16 protein-coding genes and 3 tRNA genes are annotated in these 17,503 nt (G+C 36.4%); 16 read left to right on the top strand and 3 right to left on the bottom strand.

Features of this window, described 5'->3' with window-relative positions; all coding sequences use genetic code 11:
• Positions 1-5 precede the first annotated feature (5 nt).
• From DYE60_RS07340 to tmk, 6 genes are all read left to right on the top strand, one after another.
• The gene (locus DYE60_RS07340) at positions 6-545 is read left to right on the top strand and encodes a YggT family protein (protein ID WP_115315973.1); all 540 of its coding nucleotides are present in this window, start codon (positions 6-8) and stop codon (positions 543-545) included.
• Positions 546-698: 153 nt separating this feature from the next.
• Positions 699-774: transfer RNA gene (locus tag DYE60_RS07335), tRNA-Lys, on the top strand.
• Between the two features lie 20 nt (positions 775-794).
• Positions 795-870: transfer RNA gene (locus DYE60_RS07330), tRNA-Lys, on the top strand.
• A gap of 28 nt (positions 871-898) precedes the next feature.
• A tRNA-Lys gene (locus DYE60_RS07325) sits at positions 899-974 on the top strand.
• A gap of 86 nt (positions 975-1,060) precedes the next feature.
• Positions 1,061-2,071, top strand: coding sequence for an endolytic transglycosylase MltG (gene mltG, locus DYE60_RS07320; RefSeq protein WP_115315972.1), 1,011 nt, complete (start codon positions 1,061-1,063; stop codon positions 2,069-2,071).
• 1 nt (position 2,072) lies between these two features.
• Entirely contained in the window at positions 2,073-2,714 is a 642-nt protein-coding gene (gene tmk, locus DYE60_RS07315) for a dTMP kinase (protein ID WP_172460384.1), read from the top strand.
• Positions 2,715-2,827: 113 nt separating this feature from the next.
• On the opposite strand, the gene DYE60_RS07310 is transcribed toward tmk, so the two are convergent.
• The gene (locus DYE60_RS07310; protein ID WP_115315971.1) at positions 2,828-3,568 is read right to left on the bottom strand and encodes a tRNA1(Val) (adenine(37)-N6)-methyltransferase; all 741 of its coding nucleotides are present in this window, start codon (positions 3,566-3,568) and stop codon (positions 2,828-2,830) included.
• A 223-nt stretch (positions 3,569-3,791) separates the two neighbouring features.
• On the opposite strand from DYE60_RS07310, the gene DYE60_RS07305 reads away from it, so the two are divergent.
• Complete coding sequence (locus DYE60_RS07305; protein WP_218563623.1) at positions 3,792-5,825, top strand: TonB-dependent receptor; 2,034 nt, start codon at positions 3,792-3,794, stop codon at positions 5,823-5,825.
• Positions 5,826-5,883: 58 nt separating this feature from the next.
• Here the strand turns inward: DYE60_RS07305 and znuA are convergent, their stop codons facing one another.
• Positions 5,884-6,840 (bottom strand): zinc ABC transporter substrate-binding protein ZnuA, encoded by a 957-nt coding sequence (gene znuA / locus DYE60_RS07300; protein WP_115315969.1) that lies wholly within the window; start codon positions 6,838-6,840, stop codon positions 5,884-5,886.
• A 206-nt stretch (positions 6,841-7,046) separates the two neighbouring features.
• On the opposite strand from znuA, the gene ubiD reads away from it, so the two are divergent.
• Positions 7,047-8,513 (top strand): 4-hydroxy-3-polyprenylbenzoate decarboxylase, encoded by a 1,467-nt coding sequence (gene ubiD / locus DYE60_RS07295; RefSeq protein ID WP_115315968.1) that lies wholly within the window; start codon positions 7,047-7,049, stop codon positions 8,511-8,513.
• 227 nt (positions 8,514-8,740) lie between these two features.
• On the opposite strand, the gene DYE60_RS07290 is transcribed toward ubiD, so the two are convergent.
• Positions 8,741-9,889 (bottom strand): porin, encoded by a 1,149-nt coding sequence (locus DYE60_RS07290; RefSeq protein WP_172460383.1) that lies wholly within the window; start codon positions 9,887-9,889, stop codon positions 8,741-8,743.
• A gap of 236 nt (positions 9,890-10,125) precedes the next feature.
• Between DYE60_RS07290 and DYE60_RS07285 the strand changes: the two genes are divergently transcribed.
• The 8 genes from DYE60_RS07285 (at position 10,126) to atpG (ending at position 17,497) form a co-directional block, all read left to right on the top strand.
• Positions 10,126-12,159, top strand: a complete 2,034-nt coding sequence (locus DYE60_RS07285; RefSeq protein ID WP_172460382.1) for an ExeM/NucH family extracellular endonuclease — start codon at positions 10,126-10,128, stop codon at positions 12,157-12,159.
• Positions 12,160-12,468: 309 nt separating this feature from the next.
• On the top strand, positions 12,469-12,888 hold the full coding sequence (locus tag DYE60_RS07280; RefSeq protein ID WP_172460381.1) for an ATP synthase subunit I: 420 nt from the start codon (positions 12,469-12,471) through the stop codon (positions 12,886-12,888).
• A gap of 3 nt (positions 12,889-12,891) precedes the next feature.
• Positions 12,892-13,683 carry a F0F1 ATP synthase subunit A gene (atpB, locus tag DYE60_RS07275; RefSeq protein WP_115315964.1) on the top strand — a complete coding sequence of 264 codons (792 nt, stop codon included), beginning with the start codon at positions 12,892-12,894 and terminating at the stop codon, positions 13,681-13,683.
• A 57-nt stretch (positions 13,684-13,740) separates the two neighbouring features.
• Positions 13,741-13,995: a F0F1 ATP synthase subunit C gene (gene atpE, locus DYE60_RS07270; protein WP_115315963.1), complete on the top strand. Its 255-nt coding sequence runs from the start codon at positions 13,741-13,743 to the stop codon at positions 13,993-13,995.
• Between the two features lie 40 nt (positions 13,996-14,035).
• Positions 14,036-14,506, top strand: a complete 471-nt coding sequence (gene atpF / locus DYE60_RS07265) for a F0F1 ATP synthase subunit B (protein ID WP_115315962.1) — start codon at positions 14,036-14,038, stop codon at positions 14,504-14,506.
• A 12-nt stretch (positions 14,507-14,518) separates the two neighbouring features.
• On the top strand, positions 14,519-15,052 hold the full coding sequence (atpH, locus tag DYE60_RS07260) for a F0F1 ATP synthase subunit delta (protein ID WP_115315961.1): 534 nt from the start codon (positions 14,519-14,521) through the stop codon (positions 15,050-15,052).
• 12 nt (positions 15,053-15,064) lie between these two features.
• Positions 15,065-16,606, top strand: a complete 1,542-nt coding sequence (gene atpA / locus DYE60_RS07255; protein WP_115315960.1) for a F0F1 ATP synthase subunit alpha — start codon at positions 15,065-15,067, stop codon at positions 16,604-16,606.
• 24 nt (positions 16,607-16,630) lie between these two features.
• Positions 16,631-17,497 (top strand): F0F1 ATP synthase subunit gamma, encoded by an 867-nt coding sequence (atpG, locus tag DYE60_RS07250; protein WP_115315959.1) that lies wholly within the window; start codon positions 16,631-16,633, stop codon positions 17,495-17,497.
• Positions 17,498-17,503: the final 6 nt, after the last annotated feature.

The raw sequence follows: 17,503 nt of genomic DNA, 5'->3' as shown, positions 1-17,503 counted from the left end.
TAAAAATGGATTTTATCATTCAATTATTACACATTGTTATTAGCTTTTTTAGCTTCGTACTCATTTTGCGTGCGTGGCTAGAATTTTGCCGAGTAAGCCCAAGTTTGCCGATTTCACAATCGTTGATTCGCTTAACCAAAGCAATGGTGAATCCTGTCAGTAAAGTCATTCCAAATGTGCGTGGTAACATCAATATTTCTGCAATTTTAATTGCGATCGTCATCACTGCCTTATTCTTCTTTTTCTTTGTGCAGGTTCCAATTACCGCAGCGGTTGCCGTTGGTTTATTGAGTGTAGTTAAAACCTTTGGACAAATTCTATTCTTTACAACCTTAATTCGTGCTTTAATGAGTTGGGTAACGCAAGGGAATCATCCTTTAGATTACACTATTTCACAAATTACAGAACCTGTGTTAGGGTTAATTCGTCGTTTCTTACCAAGAACGGGGATGTTAGATTTTTCAGTGATGATTTTAGCTTTTATTTTATTAGGATTAAACCAAGCGTTTTATAATATTTTTGGTTTAATTTGGGCGATAGCATAATGATAAATTTTGTGAGAAAGCGGTTATATTTCTCACAAAATTTGCAAAATTGTGTGTAAACTACCCACTTAATCAAGATTTATGCAAATTTTTGAAAAAAAGGCTTGATTAGATTTCTAAAATCAGTATGATAAGCCCTCGTTGAATAGAGATGGGGCATTAGCTCAGTTGGTAGAGCAGCGGACTTTTAATCCGTTTGTCGAAGGTTCGAATCCTTCATGCCCCACCATCTCTCTCAAACCCTATTTAGGGGCATTAGCTCAGTTGGTAGAGCAGCGGACTTTTAATCCGTTTGTCGAAGGTTCGAATCCTTCATGCCCCACCATTTTTATCCTATCGGTTTTATCCTATTAGGGGCATTAGCTCAGTTGGTAGAGCAGCGGACTTTTAATCCGTTTGTCGAAGGTTCGAATCCTTCATGCCCCACCACTTATTTTCTAAACTTACAAAAAAATCTTAAAATTATACTATTTTTTGGTATAGTTACCGCTGTTTTTTATTATTAAGATATTATTATGTTTAAAAAAATTCTCTTTGTGGTTGTTGTCTTGCTAGGAATTATATCAGCCAGCATTTATCAATATTTTCAAGTGCTTAAACAGCCTGTTCAAGCAAGTAGTTCTCCTTTTCTGATTGTTGAAAGAGGCACATCAAGTAAGCGATTAGCGGATATTTTGGTGGAGCAAAAATTATCTAAGCCCTCAATGTTACTTCCTTACATTTTACGTTTTGATCCAAAGTTTAAACGCTTTAAAGCAGGTGTATTCTCATTAGAAAAAATTTCTACCTTAGAAGATTTATTAATTCACATTAACGGTACGCAAGAAGCACAACTTTCGCTACGTTTTGTAGCTGGTAGAACCTTTAACGATTGGCAAAAAGAATGGCAAGGGGCTGAATTTTTAAAACAGACGTTAAAAAATAAATCAGAGCCTGAAATTGCAAAATTATTAGGCATTGAGCAACCAAAATTAGAAGGTTGGCTCGCACCAAATACTTACAATTACATTCCTTATTCCACTGATCTTGCTTTGTTAAAACGTCTGTATAAAAGACAAAAACGCATTTTAGATAAAGCTTGGCAAAATCGTGATAAAAATCTACCGCTTAGTACACCTTATGAAATGCTGATTTTGGCATCTATTGTGGAGAAAGAAACCGCAAAAGCGGATGAGCGTCCACAAGTTGCGTCTGTTTTTGTGAATCGTTTAAGAATAAAAATGCGATTACAAACAGATCCAACGGTAATTTATGGGATGGGCGATAAATATCACGGCAATATTACCAAGCGAGATTTACGCACGACAACAGAGTATAATACTTATCGAATTGATGGTTTACCGCCAACTCCTATCGCAATGCCGAGTGAGGAAGCAATCAATGCTGTAGCACATCCTGACACGACGCCATATTTCTACTTTGTAGCAGATGGTACAGGGGGGCATAAATTTAGTAAAACACTAAAAGAGCATAACCAAGCCGTACAAGAATATTTAAAATGGTTGAGATCAAAAAAGGATAAATAAAATGATAAAAGGAAAATTTATTGTTATTGAAGGGCTTGAGGGGGCGGGAAAAACCAATGCTCAGCAAATTGTAATGGCAAGTTTACAAGCCCACAATATTGAATTTATTACGACCCGTGAACCAGGTGGCACACCGATTGCAGAAGCTTTACGTAACCTTTGGAAAGAAGGGATTGGTGACGAACATACCACAGATAAAGCCGAATTGTTAATGCTTTATGCAGCACGCACTCAGCTTGTGGAAACCATTATTCAGCCTGCATTGGATAAAGGGATTTGGGTTGTTGGGGATCGTCACGATATGTCCACTCAAGCCTATCAAGGTGGCGGGCGTGGATTAAGTGATGATTTACTTACATCAATCAAAACCGCGATTCTTGGTGATTTTGAGCCTGTTTTAACGGTCTATCTTGACCTTGATCCTACAATCGGTTTAGAGCGTGCTAAAGGACGTGGTGAGTTGGATCGCATTGAACAACAGCATATCGACTTCTTCCATCGCACTCGCACTCGTTATTTACAGTTAACAGAGCATAACCCTAAGGCAATAGTTATCAATGCAGCACAGTCCTTAGAGCAAGTGTCTGCTGACATTAAAACTAAGTTTGAAGCGTGGTTGCAAGAGAATCATTCAATGTTATAAACAAAAAATAGCCGTAAAAATATGATGGAATGCACCTCAAAAGTTGGATACAGCTTCTGAGGTGCTTTTTTATATGGGTAAGCGGTGATATTTTATTAAGAATTTGCAAAAATCTAAAATGCCAAATAAAAATCCTTCGTTAATAATTTAAACTGTTCAGTGTATTGATTATTTTCGTCGTAAATCGTGATGAAGAAGCGGTCATTTTTTTGTGGTTTTTTACAAAAATTTTGTTTAGCAAAAGTCACCACCATTCGTTTTGGGGCTTTGGTTTGTTTGGTGGTAATTTCCCACGTTTCACAACAATAAAGGTTACAATCAGGGGCTTGTTTCATCAATTTTTGTGCCATATCAACGGGTAAAATAAAACTGATTTTTCCTTGTTCTGTCAATAATTCTGACGCTTTTTGTAACCATTGAAAATGGCTTTGAGTATGCTCTTGGGTAATCGAACGGGCTAAATCTCGCTCGTTGGAACGGCTTGCCAAGCTATGCTCAAAGTAAGGCGGATTGGATACAATTAAATCAAATTTTTGTGTTGGTTTAAATTTGAGTAAATCTTGATGTTCAATTTGAATACGAGGATGCCAAGCACAGTTTTGGACGTTTTCAATGGATTGTGCATATGCATTTGGTTCAATTTCTAAACCGATAATCTTCGCTTGTGTTTTTGTACTGCGTTGCGCCAGCATAAGGGTGATCAAGCCTGTGCCAGTGCCGATATCCAAAATGTGTTCACAGTCTTCTACATCAGCAATACAGCCAAGTAAAATGCCGTCTGTATTAACCTTCATCGCACAGCGATCTTGTGCAATAACAAATTGTTTGAATTGAAATCCATTCGCTTTTTTCATTTTATAATTGGTCTATGATTAAAAGAACTATTTTACATTAGTATTTTAATGAGCATTGAATTTTTTTATGGAAAAAATATAATGGTAAGAATGATTATCATTTTTTAAATGGAGAAAAGAATGCTGAATAAAAAGCTCATTTTGAGTATAGTTTTACCATCTACCATCTACCATCTACCATCTACCATCTACCATAGCCAAAGAGACAACGCAACTAAATAATGTGATTGTTACTGCTGGTTACGCCGATGTTTATAAGGTTAGTCCAACCAAGAATGTGATCGTTATTGAAGCGAAAGATATTCAGGGAAAAGGTTATCAAAACATTGAAGAAGTTTTAGATGATATTCCGAGTATTAACGTGGGTAAAACAGGTTTTGGGGATATTGATATTCGTGGACAAGGCGAAGACAGTGCATCTAATAATTTGCAAGTGATGTTAGACGGTGCGCCAATTACGAATTTAGTGAACCATCCAATGCAGACCAATTATAATGTTGTACCTGTGGATAATATTGAAAAAATTGAGATTATTCCTGGTGGTGGATCTATTTTATATGGTGGTGGAAGTGCTGGGGGAATAATCAATATTACGACAAATTTGAAGAATATTCACAATATTAAGAAAAATATAAAAGTGAGTATTGGTACGAATAATAGGGATATTTCAGGGCATTTTGGATATCGTTTTAATGATAAATTATCAACACAATTTTCTTATACGAGATTAGAAAAAGATCTTTATTTTAAGGATACTTATCGCCATTCTGATTATATTACCGCAGGGCTAAATTATAAATTTAACGATAATCATAATGTAAGTTTGCGATATGGTGGGCTATTTGAGAAAGGGCAATTTATAAAGCAATTAAAATATGAAACCTTGAAAAATATAGGTAAAAATTATGTGCCTGAAAACAAAAAAATTACCGTAGGGCTGGATAACAATAACCATAAAATTGAGAAAATGGTTTCTGGTTATATGAATGCGGATCGTGATATTCATTCGGTTAATGCTACTTATACAGGGTATTTTAAGAATGTAAAATACAATGTAGATACTTTTTATAGTAAAGGATTTTTTACTAATACTTATGATGATTTAGTAATGGATCACAAAACGCTGGGTATGAAGCATAAGCTAGATATTTCCTATGGAAAAAATTCTCATTTTGCGGATAGTAGTATTTTATTTGGTGTTGATTTATTTAAACAAAGTGCAAAATTAGCTTACAACGATTATAGAACATTAAGCTGGAAAGACAAAACGTATGTAATTAGACCATTATCGTTTGAATATGATAAAACAACACTAGGGCTTTATGTTTTAAATAATTTACATTATAAGCAGATTGATTTTTCACAAGGAATACGCCTAGATAGAACTTTTTGGGGCTTTGATAAAGTTGCCGCAAAAAATGAAGGCAGTGCAGTTTCTCAGCGAAATAATCTTAATACTTCATTGGGTTTAGCTTATAACTATCGTGATACAGGCAAAGTCTATATGCGATATGAACGTTCTTTCACCTCACCAGATGGTTTGCAAATCACTGATGATTTTTCAAAGCAAGATATTATGCCAACAAAAGGCGAGGACACAATTTATGATATGTTCGAGCTAGGTTGGCGAGATGAGTTTGATTTTATCACAGCAGATATTACCGCCTTTTATACATCAACAGATAATGAAATGACGAGAAATTATGTAATGGATCCTATTTTAGGCTTTGGGCGTAAAAGTATCAATATTTTAAAAACTACGCGTAAAGGAATTGAAGTTTCATTATCGGAACAATTTGGCAATCTTACTTTAGAGCAAAGTTATGCTTATCTAAAAGGCAAGAGAGAATATAATAACCGAGCTAAAGATTTCATTAAGGCGAACTCGTGGATTGATTGGACAAATGCAGGTTTAAAAAAAGTACCAAAACATAAATTAGTCTTAAAAGCAAAATACGATTTTAATGAGCAATGGTCTGCGAGTGCAAAATATAATTATTCTGGAAAATACACGAATTTTACCGATGATAAAGAGTTAGGGGGAAGCAGAGGATTAAAACCAGAAGAAGCTTTTATTAGCTCTTATTCAACCGTTGATGTAAATCTAAGCTATAAAAATCTTAAAGGACTTTCTGTTTCAGCTGGAATTAACAACTTATTTAATAAAAAATATTTTGAGTATGTTGGCGAGAAAATCTATTCCGTGATGCCGGCTGAAGAACGCTCTTATTATTTAGATGTGAAATATAGTTTTTAAATATTATTTATAAAACAGCCCCAAATATTAACTTTTTTGGGGCTGTTTTCAATATTTTTTATTTACCCAAACATTGGCTAAAACTATTCGCCAATGACATTAAATAGTCCGTGTAAGCGGTTTTACTTAGGGGGATATTACCGCCCATAGGGTCTAGTTTGCCGATGGAAACGGTTGTGCCTTTACTTAAACGTTCCACAACTTTTGGTGTGAATTGAGGCTCGGTGAATAGGCAGGTTGCTTTGTGTTCACGGATATTTTGTTGTATTTCTCGTAACGTTTTTGCCCCAGGTGCAATGCTTGGGTTAATAGTAAATGAGCCAAGTGGTTTGAGATCGTAGGCTTGTTCAAAATAACCATAGGCATCGTGGAAGGTGTAATAACCTTTGTCTTTTACGGTTGCAAGTTGTTGATGAATCGCTTTATCTGTTTCTGATAAACGATGTTTAAATTGCATTAAATTTTCCGTTAATTTTGCTTTTTTATCAGGATGTTGCGTGACTAATTTTTGGTAAATTTGCTCTGCAATAAGACCGCTTACTTTTGGTGAAAACCAAATATGCCAGTTTTCATCGTGATGATGTGCGTGTTCGTGATTATGTTCATGTGCCTCATCCGCGTGTTGATCGTGTTGATGATGTTCAGCTTCGTGCTCGTGTGCATCGTGATCTTCTTCTTTTTTAGAGTGCTCAACAAATTCTTCGATATCCTTGATATCTTCTAAGGTTAACACTTTTTCAGCGGGCAATTTTTCGATACTTTTTTCTAAAAAAGTTTCCATTTCATCGCCAATCCATACCACAAGATCGGCTGAGTTTAATTTTTGCACGTCAGAGGGTTTTAAGCTGTAATCGTGTGGCGAGGCACTGATTGGTAATAAGACTTCCGTTTCTGTTACGCCGTCTGTGATCGCATTTGCGATAAAGCCAAGTGGTTTAACGGTGGTTAACACGCTCGCTTGTGTGGTGGCTGCGATGCTAAGAATCGCGAGACTTAAGGCTGTTTTCTTAAACATTTTTATTTCCTTATATGTTGGGGCGAGTTACACACGCCCAAATAAATGATTTAGAGAATATAGGACGTATGTGATACGCCCTACTGTATAAAAAGTGGTGCGATACTATCAGATGTAAATTAAAAAGCAATAATTTTTTTATGGTTATTTTTTTAATGTAATTTCGTTATACTGCGTGCAATATTTTGAGAAGGGCTGAAAGTGCGATGAATTATAAAAATTTGCGAGAGTTTTTGGATAAGCTAGAACAAAAAGGGTTGTTAAAACGTATTACCCAAGAAGTTGATCCAAACTTAGAAATGACAGAAATTGCTGACCGAACATTACGTAAAGGCGGTGTGGCATTGTTGTTTGAAAATCCCAAAGGCTATGATATGCCGGTGCTGTGTAATTTGTTTGGCACGCCTGAACGTGTTGCATTAGGAATGGGGCAGGACGATGTGAAAGCATTGCGTGAGTTGGGTAAATTATTGGCATTTTTAAAAGAACCCGAACCACCAAGAGGCTTGAAAGGCTTAATGGGACAGCTTCCACAATGGAAACAAGTGCTGAATATGCCGAGCAAAACCATCACAAAAGCCCCTTGTCAGCAAGTGGTTTTAACAGGCGATGAGGTTGATTTATATAAATTACCGATTATGAAATGCTGGCCTGATGATGTTGCACCTTTGGTGACTTGGGGGCTGACAATCACGCAAGGACCTTACAAAAAACGTTTAAATTTAGGCATTTATCGTCAGCAATTATTGGCAAAAAATAAATTGATTATGCGTTGGCTATCTCATCGTGGCGGTGCAATTGATTTTCAAGAATGGCAAAAAGAAAATCCAGATAAGCCGTTTCCTGTATCTGTAGCATTGGGGGCTGATCCAGCCACTATTTTAGCAGCGGTGACACCTATTCCTGATACCTTGTCAGAGTATGCCTTTGCGGGTTTGTTACGTGGGCATAAAACGGAAGTGGTGAAATCAATTTCTAATGATTTAGAAGTGCCAGCCAGTGCGGAAATTGTGTTAGAAGGCTATATTGATCCAAATGAAACCGCCCTAGAAGGACCTTATGGCGATCATACGGGCTATTATAATGAGCAAGATCACTTCCCTGTGTTTACCATTACGCATTTAACAATGCGAAAAGATGCGATTTATCATTCAACCTACACGGGTCGTCCACCTGATGAACCAGCGGTACTAGGCGAAGCGTTGAACGAAGTATTTATTCCTATTTTACAAAAACAATTCCCTGAAATTGTGGATTTCTATTTACCGCCTGAGGGCTGTTCATATCGTTTGGCGGTGGTCACTATTAAGAAACAATACGCAGGACACGCAAAACGTGTGATGATGGGGGTATGGTCGTTCTTACGTCAATTTATGTACACCAAATATGTGATTGTGTGTGATGATGATGTCAATGCACGAGATTGGAAAGATGTGATTTGGGCGATAACGACTCGTTGTGACCCTGCTCGTGATACCACAATGATTGAACACACCCCGATTGACTATTTAGATTTTGCTTCCCCTGTGGCAGGACTGGGTTCAAAAATGGGGATTGATGCTACGAATAAATGGCAGGGTGAAACCGATCGTGAATGGGGAACGCCGATAGTGAAAGCTCCCAATGTGGTGAAAAAAGTGGATGAAATGTGGGAAAGTTTGGGGATTGATTAGCCATCTTTTTATCACATAATAAATGTGTAAATTCTTGATAAAATATGACCGCTATATTTACGGCTTAATAATATGTTGAACATGTTATTTTGAGTCATAGCGGTATATTTAAGTTAATCTTTACTCATCCCTCTCTCTTTATGAAAAGATTTTTATTTAATTCTTTATCAAAAAAGCCACCGTATTGGTGGCTTTGATTTATTTCTCTTATCACATTAAATGTTTATTTAGAAATCAACACGGAATCCCGCATAGTAACCGTTTTGACGTTCACGAGGATAAGCATCTACGAGTTTTTTTGTTTTAGAGTCTTTTTCCTGATAAACATTTTCAGCTTTATTTGTCGCATACTCTAAATAAACACGGATTTTTTTGTTAAATTGGTAGTGAGTACCAACAGCAAAGCCCTTATTTTTCACATCATCAGCATAGGTTGTTTGACGATAAGATGTATAAATATCCCAAGGATAAGTAATTTGATATTTCAAACCAACTTGCAATGATTTTTGTGACGTTTTATCACCTTTTTTATATTCCTTATCTGTGTTGTCTTCTTTGTGATCTTTTACATAGTTATTTTTATCATAAATGTAATCAATACCAAATTCATAATCTTTATAGGTAAACCCGAAGCCAACACCTACACTATCAGTTGTTAAAAACTCTAGTGCTTTATTATGGCCATAAACAACATTTGTTTTCATTTTTAGGTCATCAATACGTTTGTAATATAATACACCAGCTTGATATTGAGTATTGTCGAAATTTTTGCCTTCTTTTTTCTCTTTTTTGTTATATTCAATTCTTTCGGCATTTTTATCTAAGATATAATCTGCTCCAAAAGTAAATCCATTCCATGGTTCACTTTGAATATGAATTGTTTTTTTACCGGATGTATTTAAGCCATGTTGGGTACGTCCGTAAGTACGGTAGGTTTCTCCACCTGGATTTTTTTGTCCCGCACGAGTAATGCCACCAAATCCTTCGGTAAAACCGACAGTTTTAAATTTATCTGCAATAGTGGTTTGGTTACCGAATGAGATTTCACCTAAGCCTTCTTTTTTCATACCGGCATAAAGGCGATGCGTACTTACACCATCACTAAAGCTGTCATCATATTTTGTTGATGGACGAAGTTGTAATGCACCAAAAGCAGAGTAGCCATCTTCAAAATCTTGGCTCACGTTAATCCAGAATTTTGAACCATCATCAAGTAAATCATTACGACTATTTTCTAATTTTGCGAATTTAACACGTAGTGAACCGTAAACGCTGACTTTTGTACCATCATTTTCATAAACAATAGACGCATTTGCAGCACTTGCAGCCAAAGTTGCAACAGTAAGGGCAATAAGTGTTTTTGAGAGTTTTTTCATAATAAAGACCTTTTTATAGTGTAAGTTAATAGGTGTGTATAATTTACAATCTAATCGGTTGATCTTCAAAGACATTTTGTCTATTTTGTGATTATGATCACAATTTTTTGTTTGTTTTGTGAACTGGTTCACATATTTTTTTTATTTTATTGTATAGAATGCTGTTTCTATTGAGGGGGATTGATTTCCAATCTTTTTATTTATTTGTTTATTTTTTAACATTAAGTGAGAATAGTATGCGTAAAAATTTATTATCATTAGCTGTTAGTAGTGCAATTTTAGTCACAGGTTGTAGTGTGCAACCAACTCAAGTTATTCCAAGCAGTATCCAGCAATTACAGGGGAGTGGTGCATTCTCGCCAATGGTTGATGTTCAGAATAAAATTTATCAATCAAAAGATACGTATCGTGTAGAAGGGGTGATTACAGCTATTCAGCATAAAAGTTTGGGTAAAGATCTTAAAGTCGGCTTTTTTATGCAAGCACCGAGCGATAATAATCCAAAAACATCTGATGGAATTTTTGTGGAAACGACAAATTTAGATGACTTGAAAGTGGGAAATTTAGTGAGTTTACAAGCAAGAGTTGCAGAAGATTATAAATGGACGAAACTGGTTGATGTGAGTGATATCAAGGTGTTAAAAACCAACGTTGATTTACCAAAACCAGAGGTGTTACGCCTTGATTCCTCTGATATGGCACAATCGCTAGAACGCTATGAAGGGATGCTAGTCCGTGTTGAAAAAAGTTCTGATTTATTCGTGACGAAAAATTTTGGTTTTGATTATGGTGCAAAACGCAATAATTTAGCACTTTCTTATAAGCACGCTCTGTTGCATCCAAATCAATTAACTGCACCAAGCACTAAGAAAAAAATAGATAATGAAAATGCCTTAGTAGTTGAATCTTTTGAAGCAGCACCTCGTGGCGAGATCGTTTGGTATCCAACTTTTGGCGAATCAAATGGAAAAGAAAGTTCAGATAATTACATCAGAATTAACGACTTAGTTGATGGTTTGGAAGGGGTGATTGGTTATTCTTATGGGCAATATCGTTTGTATGTAACCAATGAAGCAAATTCAAAAAACTTTATTCATACCCAAGATCGTCAAGCACAGCCACAGCTTAAGAAAGGTGGTGATTTACGCATTGCGAGCTTCAATGTATTAAATTATTTTAATTCGCCATACAGCAAAGTCAAAAATCCATTACACCAAAATCGTGGTGCGAAAACAGAAGAAGAATTCAAATTACAAAGTGGCAAAATTGCGACAGCCATTGCGAATATGAATGCGGATATTGTTGGCTTAATGGAAATTGAGAATAACGGTTTTGATCAAGGTTCTGCGGTTGAGGATTTAGTTAAACAAATCAATAGTAAAATTAAAGATCCAAAAGAGCATTATGCTTATGTAAAACCAAGTGATAACAGTCAGTTTATTGGTGGGGATGCGATTTCTAATCAGTTACTTTATAAGAAAGATAAAGTGACTTTAACAAATTATCGTATTATCAAAATGCCAACACAATATGCACCAGATATGCGTTATAAAGACGGATACCGTGATAAATTCTTCTCTGGTACGGTGCATCAGCGTGATACTGTTGCGGTGACATTTAAAGTAAATAAAACAAATAAAGACTTAACTGTTGCGGTCAACCATTTAAAATCAAAAGGATCTGCGTGTTGGGAAGATGTGCAAACAGGACGCTTAGTTGATGCGGATAATCAAGGATCTTGTGAAAATCTACGTGTAGCAGGGGCTGATGTGCTAGGGCAAGAGTTAAGCAAAATTCAGGGCGCGAAAGTGATTCTTGGGGATCTAAATTCTTACGGGAATGAAGATCCGATAATGGTTTTGACAAATCGTCATAATGCACCAAAAGATCACGTGATCAAAACGTCAGCTTATACTTATATTGGTAGCCGTGATGAAGGCACGCCGTTGTATGGAAAAACAGGTAAGGTGATTGATCATTCTTATGGTTACACCAATATTGTTGCTCAGTTACACCCAAAATCATACAGCTTTTCATTTAAAAATCATATCGGTACGTTAGATTATATTTTAGTGTCTAAAGATATGTTACCAAGCGTGGTAGATGCAACGGATTGGAATATCAATGCAGGGGAGTCCACCTTGTTTGAATATGCCAATAAGTATAATTGCAAAAATAGTAAGCAATGTTCACATCGTTACTATGATATTTACCGTGCATCAGATCACGATCCTGCGGTAATGGATTTAGATACGCGTAAATTAAAATAGAAAGAGAGTTCATAACCACCAGAAATGGTAATATCCATTTTTGGTGGTTTTTTTATACTTTAAAAGCAAGGTTTTTACGTTGTAAAAAAGTAGAGGAAATAGGCAAAAGTTTAGATATTGATTAAATTCGTTAAAATTATACAAACAAAGCGTATTGCTTAATAAGAATAAAACAGTAAAATTTAACAAAAATGTTACATTTGTCTCGGTTTCCGTGATTTATTATTGAATCGCATTCTTAGAAGTGTATAATTCCGATGTTGTATGATTGTGCGGTGGGCAACCACGATTTTTTATAAAGAGGCGTTGATGTCTGCTGTAATAAACCAAAGTAAACAAACACATTATAAGGCATTAAGAACAATAGTTATTTTATTCGTATTAAGTGCTTTTTTAGTGGCTTTTTTACAAATAAAATGGCTTGTTTCTCTGATTTTAGGGGGCGGTTGTGCGATTATGCCTTATGCTGTTTTTGTCTATTGGTTTTTTAATCATTCTGCAAAAAAAACACAAAATCTGACCGCTTTCTACAAAGGCGAAGCATTAAAATGGGGTGTGGCAATAGTGTTAATTATTGTGGCATTCAAAACGTATTCTCAAATGAATTTTTTGGTGTTTTTTTTAAGTTTCTTTTTAATGCTAATGTGTAATAGTTTATTACCATTTTTTTTCAGTCTGAAACAAAATGGAATAACAAAAACGAAAACTTCTTTTATCTCAAAAGGATAGGTTATGGCTGAAAATAGTTCTGCTGGATATATTACCCACCATTTGACTTACCTTTCATCAGGTGATTCATTTTGGAGTGTAAATATAGACACGCTCTTTTTTACTGTACTATCAGGGCTGTTATTCTTATGGATTTTCCGTAAGGTAGCAAAAACTGCCACAACAGGTGTACCTGGTAAATTGCAGTGTGCAGTGGAAATCGTCGTTGAGTGGATAAATGGTATTGTGAAGGAGAACTTTCACGGTTCAACAAAAGTGGTCGCACCGCTTGCTTTAACCATTTTCTGCTGGGTGTTTATTATGAACACCATTGACTTGATCCCTGTGGATTTTTTACCACAAGTTGCTAACTTATTTGGTATTCATTATCTAAGAGCAGTTCCGACAGCCGATGTTAATGCGACTTTTGGTTTAGCTATCTGTGTATTTTTCTTAATTTTATTTTATACAGTCAAATCAAAAGGGCTAAAAGGGTCTGTGAAAGAATATACTTTGCATCCTTTTAATCATTGGGCGTTTATTCCTGTCAATTTATTACTTGAAAGTGTAACTCTAATCGCAAAACCTATTTCATTAGCGTTGCGTTTGTTCGGTAATATGTATGCAGGTGAATTGATCTTTATTTTGATCGCTTTAATGTATATGGCTGACAACATTTTCTTACAATCAGCGGGTGGTGTGTTGCAAATTATATGGGCGATTTTCCATATTCTTGTGGTAACGCTACAAGCATTCGTATTTATGATGTTAACAGTGGTGTATTTAAGTCTTGCTAATAACAAGGCTGAACATTAATTTTTTTATTTTTACTTAAACAGGGCATCGCCCTTTCAACTTAATTGGAGAAAAACTATGGAAACTGTAATTAGTGCAACTATTATTGCTTCAGCAATCATGCTTGCTTTCGCTGCATTAGGTACTGCAATTGGCTTTGGTATCTTAGGTGGTCGTTATTTAGAATCTGCTGCTCGTCAGCCAGAACTTGCGAACTCTCTAATGACTAAAATGTTTATCGTTGCGGGTCTTTTAGATGCGATTGCAATGATCGCAGTAGGTATCGGCTTGTACTTCGCATTTGCAAATCCATTTACATCATTATTGGGTTAATAACAACAACTTTTATCCCCACTAATGAAGGAGGTATGTTGTGAATATAAATGCAACATTGATAGGTCAGATGATCGCATTTTCCATCTTTGTATGGTTCTGTGTGAAATATGTATGGCCACCAATTATTTCTGCAATCGAAACACGTCAGGGCGAAATTGCCGACGCACTTGCTTCTGCTGAAAAAGCAAAACAAGAGCAAGCTGATGTGAAAGAACTTGCAGAAAAAGAAATCTTAAAAGCGAAAGAAGAAGCACAACAAATCATTGATTTAGCAAATAAACGTCGTAATGAGATTTTAGACTCTGTAACAGTAGAAGCAGAAGCTGAAAAAGCACGCATTATTGAGCAAGGTTATGCAGAAATTGAAAGTGAGCGTAAACGTGTTCAAGAAGAGCTTCGTCAGAAAGTAGCTGCACTTGCTGTTGCGGGTGCTGAGAAAATTGTGGGTCGCAATATTGATGCTGCGGCGAACAATGACATTATTGATAAATTAGTTGCAGAACTATAATAAGGAGGGGCTATGTCGGAAGTAAGTACAGTAGCTCGTCCTTATGCTAAAGCGGCTTTTGATTTTGCTTTGGAGAATGATCAGTTAGATAAATGGCAGGAGATGCTGCAATTTGTGACGCTTGTTATCGAAAATGAGCAAGTAGCAGGTTATTTAAAATCGGCATCATCACCACAGCAAATCGCAGAGATTATTATTGGGATTTGTGAAAAACAGCTTGATCAATATGGGCAAAATTTCATTCGTATTATGGCTGAAAATCAACGTTTAACGGTGTTGTCTTCAGTATTAAAAGCATTTATTCAATTGCGATCAGAGTATGAATCAGTAAAAGATATTGAGGTTATCTCTGCAACAAAATTAAGTAAAGCTAATGAAACTAAAATCGCAACGGCGATGGAAAAGCGACTTAATTGTAAAGTGCGAATTGTATCTAAGGTGTCTAAAGAGCTAATCGCAGGCGTTATCATTCGTTATGATGACATTGTGATTGATAGCAGTAGTCGTGGACAATTAGACCGCTTAGCAAATGAGTTATGCTTGTAAGAGGAATAAAATATGCAACTAAATTCAACAGAAATTAGTGAGTTAATTAAAAAACGAATTGCCAAATTTGACGTAGTAAGTGAAGCGCAAAGCACAGGTACAATCGTTTCAGTAAGTGATGGTATCATCAAAATTCACGGTCTTGCTGATGTAATGCAAGGTGAGATGATTGAGTTACCGGGCAATCGTTATGCAATCGCATTGAACTTAGAAAGAGATTCAGTGGGTGCAGTAGTAATGGGACCTTACGCAGACTTAGCTGAAGGTATGACCGTAAAATGTACGGGTCGTATCTTAGAAGTGCCAGTAGGTAAAGGTTTATTAGGTCGTGTTGTTAATACATTAGGTCAGCCAATTGATGGTAAAGGCGAAGTGGAACACGATGGTTTCTCGCCAGTTGAAGTGATTGCCCCTGGGGTAATTGAGCGTCAATCGGTAGATCAACCAGTGCAAACCGGTTATAAAGCCGTTGACTCAATGGTACCAATCGGTCGTGGACAACGTGAGTTAATTATCGGTGACCGTCAAACAGGTAAAACTGCATTAGCAATCGATGCAATCATCAACCAACGTGATTCAGGCATTAAATGTGTGTACGTTGCGATTGGTCAAAAAGCATCAACCGTAGCAAACGTTGTACGTAAATTAGAAGAACACGGTGCGTTAGCAAACACTATCGTTGTGGTTGCAAGTGCGTCAGAATCTGCTGCATTACAATACCTTGCACCTTATGCAGGTTGTGCAATGGGTGAATATTTCCGTGATCGTGGTGAAGACGCGTTAATCGTTTATGATGATTTATCAAAACAAGCAGTTGCTTATCGTCAAGTTTCACTATTATTACGTCGTCCACCAGGTCGTGAAGCATTCCCAGGTGACGTATTCTATTTACACTCTCGTTTATTAGAGCGTGCTGCTCGTGTGAATGCAGAATATGTGGAAAAATTCACTAAAGGTGAAGTAAAAGGTAAAACGGGTTCATTAACCGCGTTACCAATTATTGAAACGCAAGCTGGAGACGTATCAGCATTCGTACCAACCAACGTAATCTCAATTACTGATGGTCAGATTTTCTTAGAATCAAGTTTATTTAATGCAGGTATTCGTCCAGCGGTAAACCCAGGTATCTCGGTTTCTCGTGTAGGTAGTGCCGCACAAACCAAAGTGGTTAAGAAATTATCAGGTGGTATTCGTACCGCACTTGCACAGTATCGTGAATTAGCAGCGTTCGCACAGTTTGCCTCAGATCTTGATGAAGCAACACGTAAACAGCTTTCACACGGTCAAAAAGTAACTGAATTATTGAAACAAAAACAATATGCACCAATGTCTGTTGCACAGCTTGCGGTGGTATTATTTACTGCTGAGTTTGGTTATCTTGATGATGTAGAACTTGAACGTATTGGTTCATTTGAAGCAAGTCTTTTAGAGTATGCAGAAAGTAATTATGCAGACTTTATGAAAGAGCTAACAAAATCAGGCGATTATAACGATTCAATCAAAGATCAATTAACTGAAATTGTTGAGAGTTTCAAAAAGAACAGTTCGTGGTAAGTTAAACTTTAGCGGAGAATAAAAATGGCAGGTGCTAAAGAGATAAGAACCAAAATTGCAAGTGTTCAGAATACCCAAAAGATCACAAAAGCAATGGAAATGGTTGCTACCTCTAAAATGCGTAAAACGCAAGAGCGTATGTCTGCGTCACGTCCGTATTCAGAAATGATACGTAAAGTGATCAGCCATATTGCGAAAGGAAGCATTGGTTATAAGCACCCGTTTTTGGTTCAACGTGATGTAAAAAATGTAGGATATTTAATTGTTTCTACGGATCGTGGCTTATGTGGCGGTCTTAACATCAACTTATTTAAAGCGACTTTAGGTGAGTTAAAAGCGTGGAAAGACAAAAACGTTAGTGTTGAACTTGGTTTAGTGGGTTCAAAGTCTGTGGCGTTCTTTAAACCAACAGGGTTAAAAGTAACAAGCCAAATTACAGGCTTAGGTGATAATCCACAAATGGAACAGCTAGTCGGTTCAGTAAATACAATGATTGAGGCTTATCGTAAAGGCGAAATTGACGCTGTTTATATTGCGTTTAACCGCTTTGTAAACACGATGGCACAAGAACCTGTAATTGAACAACTACTTCCATTACCAAAACTGGATAACGATGATCTAAGTAACAACGGATTATGGGACTATATTTATGAACCAGATCCAGAAGTATTATTAGATTCATTAATGACACGTTATCTTGAATCCCAAGTTTACCAAGCAGTGGTGGATAATCTCGCTTCTGAACAAGCAGCGCGAATGGTAGCAATGAAAGCAGCAACAGATAATGCAGGTACATTGATTGATGATTTACAATTAGTGTATAACAAAGCTCGTCAAGCAAGCATTACAAATGAGTTAAATGAAATTGTTGCAGGTGCTGCGGCAATTTAATAAAAA

Source organism: Phocoenobacter uteri (assembly GCF_900454895.1).
Taxonomy (GTDB): Bacteria; Pseudomonadota; Gammaproteobacteria; order Enterobacterales; family Pasteurellaceae; genus Phocoenobacter; species Phocoenobacter uteri.
This window is presented reverse-complemented; position numbering and strand designations above follow the sequence as displayed.

Coding starts and splice junctions, on each gene's coding strand:
- DYE60_RS07340 (WP_115315973.1), top strand. CDS start 6: ATGGATTTTATCATTCAATTATTACACATTGTTATTAGCTTTTTTAGC.
- mltG (WP_115315972.1), top strand. CDS start 1,061: ATGTTTAAAAAAATTCTCTTTGTGGTTGTTGTCTTGCTAGGAATTATA.
- tmk (WP_172460384.1), top strand. CDS start 2,073: ATGATAAAAGGAAAATTTATTGTTATTGAAGGGCTTGAGGGGGCGGGA.
- DYE60_RS07310 (WP_115315971.1), bottom strand. CDS start 3,568: ATGAAAAAAGCGAATGGATTTCAATTCAAACAATTTGTTATTGCACAA.
- znuA (WP_115315969.1), bottom strand. CDS start 6,840: ATGTTTAAGAAAACAGCCTTAAGTCTCGCGATTCTTAGCATCGCAGCC.
- ubiD (WP_115315968.1), top strand. CDS start 7,047: ATGAATTATAAAAATTTGCGAGAGTTTTTGGATAAGCTAGAACAAAAA.
- DYE60_RS07290 (WP_172460383.1), bottom strand. CDS start 9,889: ATGAAAAAACTCTCAAAAACACTTATTGCCCTTACTGTTGCAACTTTG.
- DYE60_RS07285 (WP_172460382.1), top strand. CDS start 10,126: ATGCGTAAAAATTTATTATCATTAGCTGTTAGTAGTGCAATTTTAGTC.
- DYE60_RS07280 (WP_172460381.1), top strand. CDS start 12,469: ATGTCTGCTGTAATAAACCAAAGTAAACAAACACATTATAAGGCATTA.
- atpB (WP_115315964.1), top strand. CDS start 12,892: ATGGCTGAAAATAGTTCTGCTGGATATATTACCCACCATTTGACTTAC.
- atpE (WP_115315963.1), top strand. CDS start 13,741: ATGGAAACTGTAATTAGTGCAACTATTATTGCTTCAGCAATCATGCTT.
- atpH (WP_115315961.1), top strand. CDS start 14,519: ATGTCGGAAGTAAGTACAGTAGCTCGTCCTTATGCTAAAGCGGCTTTT.
- atpA (WP_115315960.1), top strand. CDS start 15,065: ATGCAACTAAATTCAACAGAAATTAGTGAGTTAATTAAAAAACGAATT.
- atpG (WP_115315959.1), top strand. CDS start 16,631: ATGGCAGGTGCTAAAGAGATAAGAACCAAAATTGCAAGTGTTCAGAAT.